The organism is Marinobacter santoriniensis NKSG1 (genome assembly GCF_000347775.1).
GTDB lineage: Bacteria > Pseudomonadota > Gammaproteobacteria > Pseudomonadales > Oleiphilaceae > Marinobacter > Marinobacter santoriniensis.
In genome coordinates, this window is sequence record NZ_APAT01000015.1 from 667,984 (window position 1) to 683,583 (window position 15,600).

A 15,600-nucleotide genomic window follows, 5' to 3' on the forward strand; every position below is an offset into this window, starting at 1 on the left:
GGCATCGCCAGATCAGAGAACATGCACCTAAGGGGCTCTGAGCGATGCTGCAGGCACAGACACCTGTTGCTGCTTCTGCATAAAGGTAATCAGAACGAGCGCCCTCTCTTCGCCGTCATAAGACTGAAACACAGCCGGAAGCCCCCTGAACGGCCCTGCCTCTAGCTCCACTTCCTGCCCGGCCTTGATCCCACCCAGACCTTTTATCTCTTCAAGACCCGCCTTGATCTGAGAAATGACTTGATCATCGACGGGAGCAGGCTTGTTTGAGAAACCGACCACTCTAAGAACACCACGTGTAGATCGGAGCCGGGACCATACAGGATCCGACTGTTCCAGATTGACAAACAGATATCCGGGAAACAGCGGCTCCAGACACACCTTGCGCCTGCCCCCCCGAATTCGCTCCACTTCAACCTTTGGGTAAAAGCACGCAACGTTCTGGTTCTGGAGGTGCTGAACAGCCCGATCGCCCTGACCGGGCCTATGCTGCAAGGCGTACCAAGTCATACAATTCAGAAGTACCAGCTTCCAGCAGCCACAAAAAACGGATTCAGGACATTTTCCTTGCCATATTTCAGCGGTTCGCCTTCCAGTGTCTCGATTCGTCCTCCGGCCGCCAAAAGAACCGCATGGGCAGCTGCCGTATCCCACTCACAGGTGGGCCCCAGGCGGGGGTAGATATCTGCGTGCCCCTCGGCAATCCGACAGAACTTAAGCGAACTTCCGGCCTGAACCAGCTCATGATCACCCAGTGTATCTATGAACTGTCGAGTCTCCTCGTTCAGGTGGTTCTTGCTGGCGACGACCCGTTTTGCCTCCTTTGGCTCGGCAACGCGGACGCGGTGCACTTTTCCCGTGCGATCCCGCTTGTAGGCACCCTCACCCACAACACCCCAATAGGCCTCCTTGAGGGCCGGGGCTGTGACAACGCCCATAACCGGTTCACCATTTTCGATCAGGGCGATATTGACGGTAAATTCACCGGTGCGTTGAGTGAAATCCTTGGTGCCATCAATCGGATCAATAAGCCAGAAGCGATGCCAATGCCGACGCTCTTCCCAGGGAATGCTTTTCCCCTCTTCGGACAGGATCGGGATATCCCGACTGATACTTCTCAGCCCCTGGACAATCACTTCGTGACTGGCGATATCGGCCGCCGTGATAGGAGACTGATCTTCCTTGTACTCGACCTTGAAATTGGACTCGTAAATATGAAGAACTTTTTCGCTGGCGGCATCCGCCACCTTGATGACATCCGGGAGGATGGAGCTGTAGTGCATCAGTGGTGCTTCCTGCTTCTGGGTTTGCGCCTATGGTATCAAAATTCACCCCATCTCCCGCAGTCATCTGACACGAAAATTTAACCTCAGATATCCACCTCTTCGTAGAGCTCCGGTACCTCGGCCTGCCACCCGAAAGCCTCGTGGATGCGTTTGCGCATCGTGTCGCTGGCGACCACCTCACCATGAGTCACATACACTTTTTCAGGCTTCAGGCTGCCTTGCTCCAACCACGCCAATATTTCCCGATAGTCTCCGTGCGCGGAGAGCGAGTCCAGGTTGTGAATCTCTGCCTTTACAGGCCAGTACTCACCGTGAATTTTCACCGTGTCTGCGCCATTCACCAGAGCGTCGCCCCGCGTTCCGGGCGCCTGGAAGCCGGCGAATACGACGCTGTTCCTGGGATTGGGCAGCAGCGTTTTCAGGTGGTGCAGCACACGCCCACCGGACGCCATACCACTGGCCGAAATAATAATGCAGGGATAACGAACCCCATCCAGCTCAATGGACTGGTCGACGGTCCTGACGAATTCGGTTTTGTCGTCAATCAATTCGCACTGGCGGGTATTGAGCTTATGCTCTTTATGGTGCTTGCAGAAAATTTCTGTGGCTTTGATAGCCATCGGACTGTTCAGGAACACAGGTAGTTTGGGAATGCGCCCCTCCCCCATCAGCTTATGCACCACGTACAAAAGCATCTGGGCTCGACCAACCGCAAATGCCGGCATCAGCACAATACCGCCACGACCCGCCGTTCGGGTAACAATATCTTCCAGTTCCTTTTCCGGATCCGAGTCCCGGTGCTCCCTATCGCCGTAGGTGGATTCGCAAACCAGCACATCGGCTTTCTGGAGAGGCTCCGGCGGACGCATTATCAGGTCATGCTGACGTCCTACATCACCACTGAAGACAACCGTACGGGATGACTCACGATGAGTGACATGGACACAGGAGGAGCCGAGAATATGGCCGGCCGGCGTAAAACTCGCTTCAAAGCCTTTAACCGGCTGGAACGCCTCATGATAGTGGAGTGATTCAAAATGCTTCAGAGCTTCCCAGGCGTCCTTCTCTGTAAACAATGGCTCCGGTTTTTCATGTTTAGAGAATTTTTTCCGGAACGCGTACTTGGCATCTTCCTCCTGCAGAAAGCCGGCATCGGGCAGAAGGACTTTGCACAACTCGTGGGTAGCCTTGGTGCAATAGATTTTGCCCTTGAAGCCATTCTTTACCAGAGCCGGCAAATAACCCGAGTGATCGATGTGGGCATGGGTCAGCACCACGGCATCAATGGTAGACGGGTCGACCGGAAACTTTGCCCAGTTCCTCCGTCGAAGGGTTTTCACGCCCTGGTACATGCCACAGTCCACTAACAAGCGGCGTTTGTCATCAGACAACAAGTAGCGTGAACCGGTAACCGTGCCTGTGCCGCCAAGAAAGCGAAGCTTCATACCGAATCCTTCTGTGAAAGGTGTTTCGGCAAGCTTAACGCAGAATCAGAGCTAAGAGTTCGATTCGAATCAATATAACAATCAAGTACGGAAATTAAAGCACAGAGCAATTGCCAGGGTTATAACTGGTATCCCACCGCGGCGCTGCAGATCTATCGATGACGCAAGACCAACGCCCCGTTACAGTGCGCTCAAAACGGATGATTGCACCTGTCACATTGGGATGAGCCCTGCCGCCAAGCGTCACTTGAAGGTGACCAGACCCGTCCGGATTAAGGCTTCCGATTTGTAGTCCGGCATTCCCTACTGTGATATCTGAGGGGGAGTAGCCGAGAGATTGATTCGAAATCACTTTGGAAGCGAGGAGATTCGCCTCAAAAGCAGACCGATAGGCTCCAAGCTCACCAACGGCCCGATTTACCTGACTTTTTGCGACATAACCCTGATACATTGGAATCGAAACTGTAGCAAGGATTCCCATGATGGCAACGACAATCATGAGTTCGATCAGAGTGAAACCTCTATTTTGACCAGTCATTTGCAATGCCTTTATTAACCAATCCCCTCAAGAAAGAGCAATCAAGATGCCAGATACCTCTTTGCGCAACCAATTTTTTCGCGATATCTGCTAATTCACCCAATGACCGACACCACTCGCAATGCACTTGAAGTAGCGTTCTGGTCGAACATCACCTTTCGTTGACAAGTAGGACAACTCATCCTGAATGGATTGCACAGTGTCCGGATAGAGAAAGATAGATTTCTGTATAGACTGGCACGCCTTGTCTTGCTCGCCAGCCGCAGCCAGCAAGGTTGCCTTCCGAAGAAGATATAGAGGTTCTGGCCGCCACTCTGCAACGGATTCAACCCACGATAATTCAGCCTGAACATTGTGAACCGGAGGCCCAAACCTTAATATCAAAACCGATAAGGCCCCATCACCAACGATAGAACTGCGACCTGCATCCCGAAGGGCCAACTGATCCAGAAAATCGGGAGTTTGCTTGTACATTATCTGGGTTACTTTAACCATATCCTTTCCGACATATCCCCCAAGCGGCAAAAAAACGGCAAGCAACCCAATAGCTATCGCACGAGGCAGCCAAGAACTTGAGAAGTAAAAAGGACGAAAATTATCAAGCAAGACGACTGAGGCAATGAATATACCCAGGAATGGGAGGTACCAAAGAGAGAATTCAACGAGATTATGAAAAATAAATATTATTACAAGCGATTTTAGAAACCCGCCGTCATTGGTGGAGGTATTCCTGAATAATAGGAAAAGAAGATAGAAAGAAAAGCTTAGAAAGATCAGTAAGCCGAAAAGACCCCACTCCACGAAAATGTTCAGAATTATGTTATGAGCATTATTCCAAATTTGACCATTTGTTTCCTTATTCGTCGCCAAGGCTACTTTATTGCTGAAAACACCATATCGACCAACCCCGTAACCGAGCCATGGGTGATCCATAATATCCAGATTGGACAAGATTCCAGCCCATTCATCCAATCGCCCATTGGTGGCTATGAGATGTCGCCTTTCATACATTTCAGAGGCGTTTGACCGTTCGAGAAACCCAGAATCAATCAATGGGTCAGCGATCAAATCATCAAGCTTTGGCGCAAGGATAGAAACGCTAATGAACAAAAAAAGAATGCCCACTGACATTTGCATGGACATTTTACTGGATGGGGCGGCAGCATTTCTCCTGAAGAACACCATAGCACCGGACAACGCCCGCCCTAGAACCGGCCAGAGCGCAATTGTGGCGGCAATATACCACGAACGACTTCCTGTGAGACAACCGACATAGAAAATCAGGACAATCAGAGAAAAAAACATGTAGTTCGACCTGAATTGGTCGATTCGGTAGAGAAATAGCATCCCACTCAAGGCAATCGCTCCAAGGATCGCCATCAGATTGGGCTGCCCCATTGGACCGATTAATCTTGAACCATCCTCAGTCACGAGTGGCACAAGGTATCCCAGAATTCCATAGAAACGCGCAAGCCCAAATACAGCTGCTACGGTGAACGTAACCACCAGAAAGACAGCCATAAATTTGACCACGCTTTCTCTGGAGTGCGTTTCTGCATAAGACGACACAGAAAATGCGATCAGCGCCATAAATAGAAAGGAAAGAAGGTACCAGTTAAATGAAAAACTAGCCGAAGAATCTGATACAAAATTATTTATAGCTAGAGAACAGATAAAGATAGGAAAAAAAATCGCTATATTGGGCCAAGACAACTTTATTTTTTTCGACCAAAGCACATGACATAGCAACAACATCCCAGAGGAGAACATCAGGACATCCCTGAACATATCCTGGTAGGGGTAAAGGCCGACAGGAAAAACATAGGACAGGAAGGCCGGAGCCACAAACAACCAAACAAGAGGGTGTATCACTTTTTTTACCATAGCCTTTCCATTTCCTTTCTAGAATAAAAATGAGGGGCACGGAGGCCCCTCATTTTAATCTGTAGTAACTAAGTCGATTTAAGACTTAGTTACATCCAGCAGGCACGAAGCTTGAATCCCAAGCAGTCGCGCCGTTGGCAGCTACAGTACAAGACCAAACACCATCAGCCGTGCGAGAAAGCGTAATGGTAGCACCAGTTATACCAGTAGCAGCGTTTTGCCCCATGGTTGCAACCAGACTACCCACACCGCCAGGGAAGTTTGCGTTACTGGTAGTGGTTTCGGTCGTCAGGTTAGAGCCTGTGTAGCCGAGATCACCCAACGTCGCAGTAGTGATACCACGGGAGAGACGCTCTTCTACAGCGGTCTTCAGAGACGCAATCTCACCGAAAGCACGGTTGACTTGAGTACGAGCGATGTAGTCTTGGTACTGCGGAATAGCGATGGCGGCCAAAATACCGATGATCGCAACAACGATCATCAATTCGATCAGGGTAAAACCCTTCTGGGCGTGATTGATTTGCATCTTTTTCATTATCGACCTCGTTTGTCGTTGATCAATTCATCGTGGCCCGGGTCGAAGATTCCACCCCGACCGGCTTTGAGCCTGAGAATTACAAAGCACTCTCCGTGCCAATTGCGAGAAAATAAAAATCCGCTTGCAAATTCAGTAGCCTGGCGACTTTCGTGACATCCATCACACCATCACACCTAAGGCGAACACCGCCAAGCAGGGTCACCCTCTGACATTTTTGGTCACCCTTGTTTTAGCGTCATGTCGCCAAATATTGACCTCGTCCATTGAAGCAGATCAACAAAAAGCCTCATTGCCTTTCCAAAGCAATCCAGTCCATCTAAACTCTGATCAATTCACCCGGTCCGGTTTCAGACACTTACAACGCATTTCTGATCTCATTTATGGCGACAAACAAAACCAACGTTACGCTCACAGGCCTGGCCCGCCGTTTTGTAGACGACGGCATCCTTGATGAGGACACAGCGAAAGACGCGTTCATCCAGGCATCCCAGAACCGCATTCCGCTGATCACCTATCTCACCCAGAACAATCTGGCCGACAGCGGAAAGCTGGCTTTCTCAGCAGCCATGGAGTTCGGGATGTCGGTCCTGGACCTCGACGCCTTCCTACCCGAGATGCTCCCGGAGAAGGCGGTCGATGAAAAGCTGATCCGAAAACACAACGCATTGCCTCTCTATAAGCGAGGGAATCGGCTCTTTATTGCCGTCTCCGACCCCACCAATATCCAGGCGCTGGATGAGATCAAGTTCAATACGGGCCTGAGTACCGATGCAATTCTCGTCGACGAATCGAAACTCCGGGCAGCTATTGATCGATATCTTGAGTCTCAGGATACCTCCATGGGTGATCTGGAAGACGCAGATCTTGAAGGCGTCGAGACCGAAGGTGGCGAACAGGAAGACGAAGGTGCTGTTACCGCGAGCGAGGTTGATGACGCTCCTATCGTCAAATACGTCAACAAAATGCTGCTCGATGCGATTCGGGGTGGCGCATCGGACATTCACTTTGAACCCTATGAAAAGATCTACCGTGTTCGTTACCGTACCGACGGCATTCTGAAGGAGGTCTCCCGGCCCTCTATCAAACTGGCTCCCAAGATTTCCGCGCGGGTCAAGATTATGGCGCAGTTGGATATTTCCGAGCGTCGGGTTCCCCAGGATGGCCGGATCAAGATGAAGCTGTCCAAGACCAAGGCCATCGATTTCCGGGTGAACACCCTCCCCACTCTCTGGGGGGAGAAAATCGTTCTGCGGATTCTCGACCCGAGCCAGGCCAAGCTGGGGATTGATGTGCTGGGGTACGAGCCTGAGCAAAAGGAAATGTATCTTGCAGCCCTGGAACAGCCGCAGGGCATGATTCTCGTAACCGGCCCCACCGGCTCGGGAAAGACTGTTTCCCTTTACACCGGCCTTAATATTCTGAACACCAACGAACGCAACATTTCCACGGCGGAAGACCCGGCGGAGATCAACCTGGAGGGCATCAACCAGGTCAACGTGAATACCAAAGTCGGGCTCGGGTTCGCCGAGGCACTACGGGCATTCCTGCGTCAGGACCCGGATGTCATCATGGTGGGCGAGATCCGGGACCTCGAGACGGCCAATATTGCCATCAAGGCGGCCCAGACGGGGCACCTTGTACTCTCAACCCTGCACACCAACAGCGCCGCCGAAACCCTGACCCGAATGATGAACATGGGCGTCCCGGCCTTCAACATAGCAACCTCTGTCAGCCTGATCATCGCGCAGCGGCTCGGTCGCCGACTGTGCAACAGCTGCAAGGAAGCGGCGGACATTCCTCACGATGTGCTTTTGAAGGAGGGGTTCACACAAGAACAAATTGATACAGGCTTCACGTTGTACCGCCCCAAGGGCTGTGATAAATGCAATGGAGGATACAAAGGCCGCGTCGGTATTTATGAGGTGGTCAAGATAACCGATGAGCTGGCGAACATGATTATGGAAGAAGCCAGCTCCATCCAAATTGCAAAGCAGGCTCAGGCAGAAGGCTTCCAGAACTTGCGCCAGTCCGCCCTCCTGAAAGTGATTCAGGGTGTGACCAGCCTTGAGGAAGCCAATCGCGTGACGAAGGATTAAGCATGGCAGAAAAAGCGCAGAAGCTGGATTCCTATATATGGGAAGGCAAAGATCGCAAAGGCAACAAAACCAAGGGGGAGCTGACGGGCTCAAATCTGGCACTCGTCAAGGCCCAGCTCCGAAAACAGGGCATAATTCCGGATAAGGTAAAGAAAAAGCCCAAGCCCTTGTTTGGTGGAAGCAAAAAAATCACCCCGTTTGACATTGCGATGCTGACCCGTCAACTGGCCACCATGATGAAAGCCGGGGTACCACTGGTTCAAAGCTTCGACATTGTGGCTGATGGCCTGGAAAATAAGGGGCTACAGGAACTGGTGATAGAGATTCGCAATGATATCTCCTCTGGTACCAGCTTCGCCGGCGCTCTGAGAAAACACCCGAAACACTTCGATGATTTGTACTGCAACTTGGTGGACTCCGGTGAAAAAGCCGGTGCTCTGGAGCAAATGCTGGATCGGATTGCAACATACCTTGAAAAGACGGAGCTCTTGAAGAAAAAGGTAAAAAAGGCAATGACCTATCCTGTCGCTGTCGTCGTCGTTGCCATTATTGTGACTGCGATATTGTTGGTGAAGGTTGTTCCACAATTTCAAAATCTCTTTGAGGGTTTTGGTGCCGAGCTACCGGTATTCACCCAAATGGTTGTTAATCTTTCTGAGTGGCTGCAGAGCTGGTGGTTCGTGGTTTTGATCGCGATTGCCGGCACTTTGTTCGTCTTTCGCGAATCAAGGCGTCGATCACAAAAATTTTCCGATCTTGTAGACAAATACGTTTTGAAGCTCCCGGTCGTTGGCGAGATCCTCGACAAATCTGCTGTTGCAAAGTTCGGCCGCGTTTTGTCTACGACATTCGCCGCTGGCGTTCCTTTGGTTGATGCTCTCGATTCGGTGGCGGGCGCCACCGGTAATGCGGTATACCGTGACGCAATCACTCGAATCAAAAGCGATGTATCCAGTGGTACGCAACTTCAGGCATCTATGCGCCAACAGGACGTTTTCCCGATTATGGCCGTTCAGTTGACCGCCATCGGTGAAGAATCTGGCAATCTGGACGACATGCTTGCTAAAGTCGCCGAACATTACGAAGGCGTAGTCGACGACATGGTCGACAACCTCACGGCCCTCATGGAACCCATGATCATGGCTGTACTGGGTGTCCTCGTAGGTGGCCTGATCATCGCCATGTATCTGCCGATCTTCCAGATGGGTAAGGTTGTGGGTTGATGGCGCTATTGGATGTATTTTTCGCCACACCCTGGCTGCTGTACCTGACAATCACTCTGGTTTCACTCTGCATCGGCAGTTTCCTGAATGTTGTCATTCTGAGACTGCCGAAGATGATGCATCAGGAATGGCGGTGCCAGTGTGAGGAGTTCCTGGAGGTTCCGGAAAAGGCCCGCAATCGGGATGAGCCGGTAACACTGTCGAAACCGGCCTCAACCTGCCCTTCCTGTGGTCACCGGATTCGGGCCTGGGAAAACATTCCCGTTGTGAGCTATCTGCTGCTTCGTGGCAAATGTGCCTCATGTAAAACCGGAATCTCTCCACGTTATCCGATCATCGAGGCGCTGACCGCCATTTTCTCCGTGGTTACGGTTGCGGTTCTCGGGCCGAACACCACCGCTCTCTGGGCCCTGGTACTGGTCTGGTGCCTGATTGCTCTGACAGTGATTGATTTCGACACTCAGCTGCTGCCGGACAACATTACCCTGCCCCTGCTGTGGCTGGGTTTGATCCTGAACTATTTCGGCGGTCTGACCGAGTTTACCAACGCCTTCTGGGGTGCGGTTGCCGGTTACCTGTCGCTCTGGTCCGTGTACTGGCTGTTCAAGCTGGTCACCGGTAAGGAAGGCATGGGCCACGGAGACTTCAAATTGCTGGCCGCGCTCGGCGCCTGGCTCGGGTGGCAATTGCTGCCCGCGGTTATCCTGATGTCGTCAGTCGTCGGCGCCGTAGTTGGCATTGCCCTGATGGTTTTCCGCAAGCATGGTCGCGAGGTTCCGATTCCGTTCGGGCCTTACCTAGCCTCTGCGGGGCTGCTGTGCCTGTGGTTCGGCCCCCAGATCAAGACCTTCTGGTTTGCCTTCCTCGGAGTCTGATTGATGGTTGTCGTTGGTCTGACGGGAGGCATCGGATCCGGAAAATCCACGGTGGCCAGGCTGTTTGGCAACCTCGGGGTCCACTGGGTGGATGCGGATGATGTGGCCCGAGAGGTGGTGGAGCCGGGAACCCCGGCACTGGCGCGCATCGCCGAGCATTTCGGTACCGGGATTCTCCTGCCTGAGGGCGGTCTGGATCGCGCCGGGCTCCGGCAGATCGTGTTCAATGATCCGTCAGAACGTGCCTGGCTTGAGTCGTTGCTGCATCCCATCATCCGGGATGAGTTGATTCGCCAACTTCGTCCTGCTGACTATGACCTGCCCTATACGCTCCTCGTCTCACCGTTGTTGCTGGAGACCGACCAGCATAATCTGGTTGACCGCATTGTTGTTGTCGATGTGCCAGTCTCCGTTCAGATCGAGCGCACCATGGCTCGCGATGATAATCCGCGGGATCAGGTAGAACGGATCATTGGTGCCCAGATTCCCAGGGAAAAACGTCTTGAGCGGGCCGACGATGTCATCGACAATGATCGTCCGATGAACGACGTGGAGCGCCAGGTTCTTGATCTGCACAACCGTTTCCTGGTGGATTTTGACTGAACGATTTCGGCCGCTGGCCCCTGCCGGCTTTGCGTGTTTACTGTCACTGTCGGCCATGCCTGCGTTTGCTGCCGAACCGGTGTTCGACATCCGTGAACAGCCAATCTCTGAACGCCTCTCGCCTGAGAACGCACCGGTTATCGACTACACCTTCACTCCGGATGAATACTGGGCCGAACCTCGGGATACTTACTGGACCAGCTTTACCGACTGGGTGATTCGCCAGGAACGTATTCAGGGACCTCGCATACAGAGGCTTGGCGCCTGGGCGGATCGGACATTGTCGGGTTCGACACAGTCCCTGCCGAACAACGAAAGCTACCTTCGTCTGGGCTTTGCCACCAAGTCCGAGTACAGCAATCCTGCGCAGTTTGAACCGGAAGCCCGTTTTCGCCTCGACATCCCAACCACGCGCCGCAAACTCCGGCTGGTGATTGAAAGCGAGAGCGAGGAACAGATCCCCCTGGAGGAACGCCAGCGGGATCGTCTGCTCACCGAGCCGGACCGGACCAAAACCCAGGCCACAGGCGCCTTGCGGTATCTGACGCTCATCGGCGACGCCATCAACTTTTCCACGGACATTGGCGGTCGTTTACGGTTGCCCCCGGATGCTTTCTGGCGCATGACCGCCCGCAAATCCTGGCAACCCGGCCCGATCTGGACCTTTGGCACCCGCCAACGGGTCTACTATTACCATCAAAGCGGATGGGGTGCCCGGACCTGGTTCGGCGCAAGCCGGTACCTGGCCGATGGCTGGGACTTCTCCTCGTCGTCAGAACTGGAATGGGTGCATAGTGACCGGAAATTCAAGGCAGCCCAGATCCTCGCGGTCCGTAAACAGTTGAACAGCCGCTCCCGGTTGATTCCCCGGATCGGGGTGTTGGGTGAAAGCCAGCCTTCCTGGCGGACAACGTCCGTTTTCGCAGATTTGACCTGGCGCTATCGGGTTTACAGCGACTGGCTGTATGCCGAGCTGATTCCCGGACTGGAATTTCCGCGGGATGAAAACTTTACCGACCAGGCATCGCTTCTTTTCAGAATCGAAATGTATTTCTCCGGCACCATCGAACAACGCTGATCATGCCCAGACACCCTTCCAGACCCTCAGACGAAGCCCTCACATTAACGCCAGTGGCCATTACCCACTCGTGCTTCAAGGACAAATTCGGTGTGCCCCGCCAGCCGGGTCTGACGAAGCACGCGCATGCAGAACTGGTCATCCAGGCGCCCTTTGATCGGGAAGACGCGTTTCGAGGGCTGGAAACCGCTAGCCATCTCTGGCTGATTTTCCAGTTTCACGAGGCGGTGCGCGCGGAGTGGCGACCGGTTGTGCGTCCGCCTCGCCTGGGTGGAAACCGAAAGATGGGCGTGTTTGCCAGTCGCTCACCCTTCCGGCCAAACAGCCTTGGCCTGTCGGTCGTACGGAATGAGGGGCTGATTAGAAAAGAGGGCAAACTGGCCCTCAAGATCAGCGACCACGATCTGATCGAAGGCACACCGATTCTCGATATCAAACCCTATCTTCCGTTCGCCGACGCCCTGCCCGAAGCCAGTCTTGGCTGGGCCGACGCCCCTCCTACCGAGCGATGGCCAGTGCGGTTTCTGGAAGAAGCAGAGGCCCAGCTTGCCGGACTCCCCGCAGATGCCTATCCGGATCTCAGAGCCCTGATCGAAGATGTGGTGGGATACGATCCCAGGCCCTCCTTTCGCCGGGGCCGGGACGAGGAGCGTGTTTATGGCGCTCACCTCTACGACCTCAACGTCCGATTTCGCTTCGTGACGGAGGAGAGCGATAAACGTGTCGAAGTCCTGACAGTCTGTTAAAATCGGTTGGTGATTTTGTAGTCGACACAGGGAAGTTGCGTCTTGCCTTCAAACCGGTTTCTAAAGCGATGGGGCGTCCGACCGCTGGCCGCCAGGTTGCTCGTCTACGTGCTGCTTTTCAGCCTCGTCCTGTCCCTGGCAGCAACGGGCGTTCAGATGATCGGCGAGTTTGACCGGCGCAAGAACGATCTGATGAACACCCAGACCAAGGCAGCTGAACTGGTGTCAGGCGGCATGAGCAACAACCTCTGGTTGATGAATTTCAGCGAGGTCGCCAACAGCCTTGATGACATGAAGGCCGTCCCTGCCATCCAGTACGCCCAGGTGGCTACAACGACCGGAGAGGAATTTTCCACCGGCACCTATCCAAGTGGCCGGGTCATATCCCAGACCTTTCCCCTGATTTTCGACCGCTCCAGCTTCCAGGAGCCACAACGGGTCGGCACGCTTACGCTGGTGTCTTCGGTCGAACAGATCCACAAAGACCTCCGTGGCACTGCGCTTCTGACACTGTTGCTCGTGTCCCTGGTGGTGATGCTCGGCACCCTCGGGCTACTGCTCATCGTCCGGTTTACCCTGTCGCGTCACCTCGAGGCCATGGCGGACTATGCGGCGAAGCTGAATCTGGACGCCCTGGTCGAGCCCCTTCGCCTGAGGCGTAAAGCGCCTCGCAGGCCGGACGAACTGTCGGAACTGGAACAGGCGCTGAACAAGATGCGTCTGCAGATTCTTGAGGACACCCGCTCCCTGCGTCAGACCACTCTGCAATCCCAGGGAGAGCGGGACGAGGCCGTACGCGCCAATCACGCCAAGAACCAGTTTCTGGCGAACGTCAGCCACGAACTGCGTATTCCTCTGCAATCGGTACTGGGCTACGCCAACCTGCTCACCGACACCCCGCTTGACCAGGAACAGAGGGACTATGTGAACACGCTGCTCAATGCATCGGAATCGCTCTCCGCCATCATCAACGACCTGTTGGACATTTCCAGCATGGAGGCGGGCAAACTGGTTCTGGACCAGATTCCGTTTGACCTGCGGGAAACCCTGAACGATCTGGTGCACATGCTTGGCAGCCGCGCCCGTGAGAAGGGTCTGGCACTGGAGTTGCGAATCGACGAAAACCTCCCCTGGGCGCTGCAGGGCGATCCGGTTCGCATTCGGCAGATTCTGCTGAACCTCGTCTCCAACGCCATCAAATTCACAGACTCAGGTCACGTGCTGATCAGCATCGAGGTGCTCGGGCGTCGGGACGACAAGGCCCGGCTCCGGCTTTCGGTGGAAGACACCGGAGTCGGCATCAACCCGGAGGACATTCCGCTGGTCTATGAACCCTATGTACAGCTTGGCCAACAGTTCCAGCGGCAGCTGCCGGGCGCGGGACTGGGTTTGACCATCTGTCGCCAGCTCGTACAGCTGATGGACGGCTCGCTGGACCTGGAAAGCCGCCCGGGCGAGGGGTCCACCTTCTGGGTGGAGCTGACCCTGCCAATTGCGCCGGAGAGCTCGGCACGGGTTCGACCGGATACCCGCATGGTCCGTGACCGCCGGATTCTGGTGGTGGATTCCTACGAACTGTCGCGGAAAATCACACTGGAAATGCTGTCCCGCTATGACGTTCATATTGAAGCGGTCAAATCCGCCGGCGAAGCCCTGACCTCCATCCGGCAGGCGTTCGACAGCAGGGAACCGTTCGATGCGATCATCCTTGATGGTTTTGTGCCGGACATGGACAGCGATCTGCTCTGTCGGCAGATCCGGGGCAATCCCCTGTGGAGCAACATGCGTCTTCTGATCCTCTCGTCCAACCCACAGCGGGGCGATGCCGAGCACTTTCGCCAGGCGGGGGCCGATGCGTTTCTCAGCAAGTCGCTGCGCGAATCCTGCCTGATGCCGATTCTGAACCAGCTGTTCTCGGACGGCCATAACAACGAACGCCGGTTCCTGACCCGCTTTTCTCTGCAGGCGGTCACCGACACCACCGAACGGCGTGAACTGCCCTGCGGCCGCATGAAGGTGCTTCTGGTGGAAGACAACCCAGTCAACCGGACACTGACCCGCCGGCTTCTGGAAAAGCTCGGATGCGATGTCATGACCGCCAACGATGGCGAAGCCGCCGCCGCACTCTGGCAATGGCATCCTTTTGATCTGATCTTCATGGATTGCGTGATGCCGAAAGTCGACGGTTTTGAGGCAACCCGAAGACTCCGTGAGTGGGAGGCCAGCCACCACACCCGCCATGTTCCAGTGGTGGCCCTGACCGCCAGCGCCATGGAAGAGGACGAAGAACGATGCCGTCGTGCGGGCATGGATTCCTTCGTTGCAAAGCCTGTCAATATTGAAATGTTGCGGGCAGTACTGGAACAATACTGCCCCGCATCGGCAGCATCGTGAATCCAGTCGCGGTCTGCCGGCTTCGAGTCATCAACCTGAAAAAATCGCCATGTTTGTGCAATGCCCCACCTGTAAGCAATCCGTAGAATGGTCCGAAGATAACCGGTACCGGCCCTTCTGCTCTGAGCGCTGCAAGCTGATCGATCTCGGTGCCTGGGCAAATGAGGAATACCGGGTACCGTCCGAAGACGAGGACGCGCTGTCCGACGCGTATCAACAATCCGAAAACAGGAAGGTAGAAGAATGAAAGTCTCCCGTGTTTCAGTAATCCTGATTACCCTGGCCTCGGCACCGTTCGCGTATGCGGGTGATGTCGACCTGAGCCTGACCAACAACTCCGTCAAGGGACAAGTGGATTTCTTCGGCTCCAACAACGATACCCAGCTGGGCGCCGGGTACACCTATCACGAGGGCAGCCGCCATATTGCCAACCTGGACTTCCACGCTCAGGGCCGCACTGCCCTCGGCAACCTGCCGACAACAGCCGGCATTGGCGTAAAGGGCATTGCCTGGGATGACCACAAACTGGATGGTGGCGCCCTCGGCATCGGCGGCTACGCAACCGTGAACCTGCCTCGGGTGCCGGGCCTGTCCTTCACCGGTTCTCTGCATTATGCGCCAAGCATTCTGTCCTTCGGCGATTCCGATGACATGACCAACCTGGAACTGCGCGGCAGCTACCGGGTCATTCGCAACGCCGAGGTATTCGCGGGCTATCGGTACCTCAACACCGATCTGGATGCCCCCTACCGTGGCGATATCAATCTGGACGAAGGCGTTCTGGCCGGTATCAAAGTCTATTTCTGACCCATAAAACCGGGGCCCGGATCCATGGGCCCCGGTTTCGTGCCTTTCTTCACGATTTCTCCCCCCTTGCACTGTTAGACTGAGACC

General features: G+C 54.4%; 15 protein-coding genes. 9 read left to right on the forward strand and 6 right to left on the reverse strand.

All coding sequences use genetic code 11. The features are described 5' to 3' along the window. Positions 1–27 precede the first annotated feature (27 nt). From rfaH to MSNKSG1_RS08855, 6 genes are all read right to left on the reverse strand, one after another. The gene (gene rfaH, locus MSNKSG1_RS08830) at positions 28–510 is read right to left on the reverse strand and encodes a transcription/translation regulatory transformer protein RfaH (protein ID WP_008938906.1); all 483 of its coding nucleotides are present in this window, start codon (positions 508–510) and stop codon (positions 28–30) included. Between the two features lie 5 nt (positions 511–515). After that, positions 516–1,283: a 3'(2'),5'-bisphosphate nucleotidase CysQ gene (cysQ, locus tag MSNKSG1_RS08835; protein ID WP_008938907.1), complete on the reverse strand. Its 768-nt coding sequence runs from the start codon at positions 1,281–1,283 to the stop codon at positions 516–518. Between the two features lie 86 nt (positions 1,284–1,369). Further along, entirely contained in the window at positions 1,370–2,731 is a 1,362-nt protein-coding gene (locus MSNKSG1_RS08840) for an MBL fold metallo-hydrolase RNA specificity domain-containing protein (RefSeq protein WP_008938908.1), read from the reverse strand. 94 nt (positions 2,732–2,825) lie between these two features. Continuing rightward, on the reverse strand, positions 2,826–3,269 hold the full coding sequence (locus tag MSNKSG1_RS18915) for a pilin (protein ID WP_040886733.1): 444 nt from the start codon (positions 3,267–3,269) through the stop codon (positions 2,826–2,828). A gap of 90 nt (positions 3,270–3,359) precedes the next feature. Then, positions 3,360–5,153, reverse strand: coding sequence for a PglL family O-oligosaccharyltransferase (locus MSNKSG1_RS08850; protein WP_008938910.1), 1,794 nt, complete (start codon positions 5,151–5,153; stop codon positions 3,360–3,362). 85 nt (positions 5,154–5,238) lie between these two features. Then, positions 5,239–5,688, reverse strand: coding sequence for a pilin (locus tag MSNKSG1_RS08855; RefSeq protein ID WP_008938911.1), 450 nt, complete (start codon positions 5,686–5,688; stop codon positions 5,239–5,241). A 383-nt stretch (positions 5,689–6,071) separates the two neighbouring features. Between MSNKSG1_RS08855 and pilB the strand changes: the two genes are divergently transcribed. The 9 genes from pilB to MSNKSG1_RS08900 are packed head-to-tail and all read left to right on the forward strand — an operon-like array spanning position 6,072 to position 15,513. Then, positions 6,072–7,787: a type IV-A pilus assembly ATPase PilB gene (gene pilB / locus MSNKSG1_RS08860; RefSeq protein ID WP_008938912.1), complete on the forward strand. Its 1,716-nt coding sequence runs from the start codon at positions 6,072–6,074 to the stop codon at positions 7,785–7,787. Positions 7,788–7,789: 2 nt separating this feature from the next. Beyond that, positions 7,790–9,010: a type II secretion system F family protein gene (locus tag MSNKSG1_RS08865; protein ID WP_008938913.1), complete on the forward strand. Its 1,221-nt coding sequence runs from the start codon at positions 7,790–7,792 to the stop codon at positions 9,008–9,010. Then, positions 9,010–9,885, forward strand: a complete 876-nt coding sequence (locus MSNKSG1_RS08870) for a prepilin peptidase (RefSeq protein ID WP_008938914.1) — start codon at positions 9,010–9,012, stop codon at positions 9,883–9,885. The genes MSNKSG1_RS08865 and MSNKSG1_RS08870 overlap by 1 nt, the downstream gene beginning before the upstream one ends. Before the next feature lie 3 nt (positions 9,886–9,888). Next, a complete protein-coding gene (coaE, locus tag MSNKSG1_RS08875) occupies positions 9,889–10,488 on the forward strand; it encodes a dephospho-CoA kinase (RefSeq protein WP_008938915.1) in 600 nt (199 codons plus the stop codon). Next, complete coding sequence (locus MSNKSG1_RS08880) at positions 10,481–11,566, forward strand: hypothetical protein (RefSeq protein ID WP_008938916.1); 1,086 nt, start codon at positions 10,481–10,483, stop codon at positions 11,564–11,566. Before coaE ends, MSNKSG1_RS08880 begins: the two co-directional genes overlap by 8 nt. Before the next feature lie 2 nt (positions 11,567–11,568). After that, entirely contained in the window at positions 11,569–12,312 is a 744-nt protein-coding gene (gene tsaA, locus MSNKSG1_RS08885) for a tRNA (N6-threonylcarbamoyladenosine(37)-N6)-methyltransferase TrmO (protein ID WP_040886734.1), read from the forward strand. A gap of 42 nt (positions 12,313–12,354) precedes the next feature. Further along, a complete protein-coding gene (locus tag MSNKSG1_RS08890; protein ID WP_040886735.1) occupies positions 12,355–14,706 on the forward strand; it encodes a response regulator in 2,352 nt (783 codons plus the stop codon). Positions 14,707–14,755: 49 nt separating this feature from the next. Beyond that, entirely contained in the window at positions 14,756–14,953 is a 198-nt protein-coding gene (gene yacG, locus MSNKSG1_RS08895) for a DNA gyrase inhibitor YacG (protein WP_008938919.1), read from the forward strand. Then, a complete protein-coding gene (locus tag MSNKSG1_RS08900) occupies positions 14,950–15,513 on the forward strand; it encodes a YfaZ family outer membrane protein (protein ID WP_008938920.1) in 564 nt (187 codons plus the stop codon). Before yacG ends, MSNKSG1_RS08900 begins: the two co-directional genes overlap by 4 nt. Positions 15,514–15,600: the final 87 nt, after the last annotated feature.

Excerpts from the sequence above, each read along its gene's own strand:
- MSNKSG1_RS08865 (WP_008938913.1), top strand. The coding sequence starts at position 7,790 with ATGGCAGAAAAAGCGCAGAAGCTGGATTCCTATATATGGGAAGGCAAA.
- MSNKSG1_RS08900 (WP_008938920.1), top strand. The coding sequence starts at position 14,950 with ATGAAAGTCTCCCGTGTTTCAGTAATCCTGATTACCCTGGCCTCGGCA.
- rfaH (WP_008938906.1), bottom strand. The coding sequence starts at position 510 with ATGACTTGGTACGCCTTGCAGCATAGGCCCGGTCAGGGCGATCGGGCT.
- MSNKSG1_RS08855 (WP_008938911.1), bottom strand. The coding sequence starts at position 5,688 with ATGAAAAAGATGCAAATCAATCACGCCCAGAAGGGTTTTACCCTGATC.
- pilB (WP_008938912.1), top strand. The coding sequence starts at position 6,072 with ATGGCGACAAACAAAACCAACGTTACGCTCACAGGCCTGGCCCGCCGT.
- MSNKSG1_RS08870 (WP_008938914.1), top strand. The coding sequence starts at position 9,010 with ATGGCGCTATTGGATGTATTTTTCGCCACACCCTGGCTGCTGTACCTG.
- tsaA (WP_040886734.1), top strand. The coding sequence starts at position 11,569 with ATGCCCAGACACCCTTCCAGACCCTCAGACGAAGCCCTCACATTAACG.
- yacG (WP_008938919.1), top strand. The coding sequence starts at position 14,756 with ATGTTTGTGCAATGCCCCACCTGTAAGCAATCCGTAGAATGGTCCGAA.
- cysQ (WP_008938907.1), bottom strand. The coding sequence starts at position 1,283 with ATGCACTACAGCTCCATCCTCCCGGATGTCATCAAGGTGGCGGATGCC.
- MSNKSG1_RS08850 (WP_008938910.1), bottom strand. The coding sequence starts at position 5,153 with ATGGTAAAAAAAGTGATACACCCTCTTGTTTGGTTGTTTGTGGCTCCG.
- coaE (WP_008938915.1), top strand. The coding sequence starts at position 9,889 with ATGGTTGTCGTTGGTCTGACGGGAGGCATCGGATCCGGAAAATCCACG.
- MSNKSG1_RS08840 (WP_008938908.1), bottom strand. The coding sequence starts at position 2,731 with ATGAAGCTTCGCTTTCTTGGCGGCACAGGCACGGTTACCGGTTCACGC.
- MSNKSG1_RS18915 (WP_040886733.1), bottom strand. The coding sequence starts at position 3,269 with ATGACTGGTCAAAATAGAGGTTTCACTCTGATCGAACTCATGATTGTC.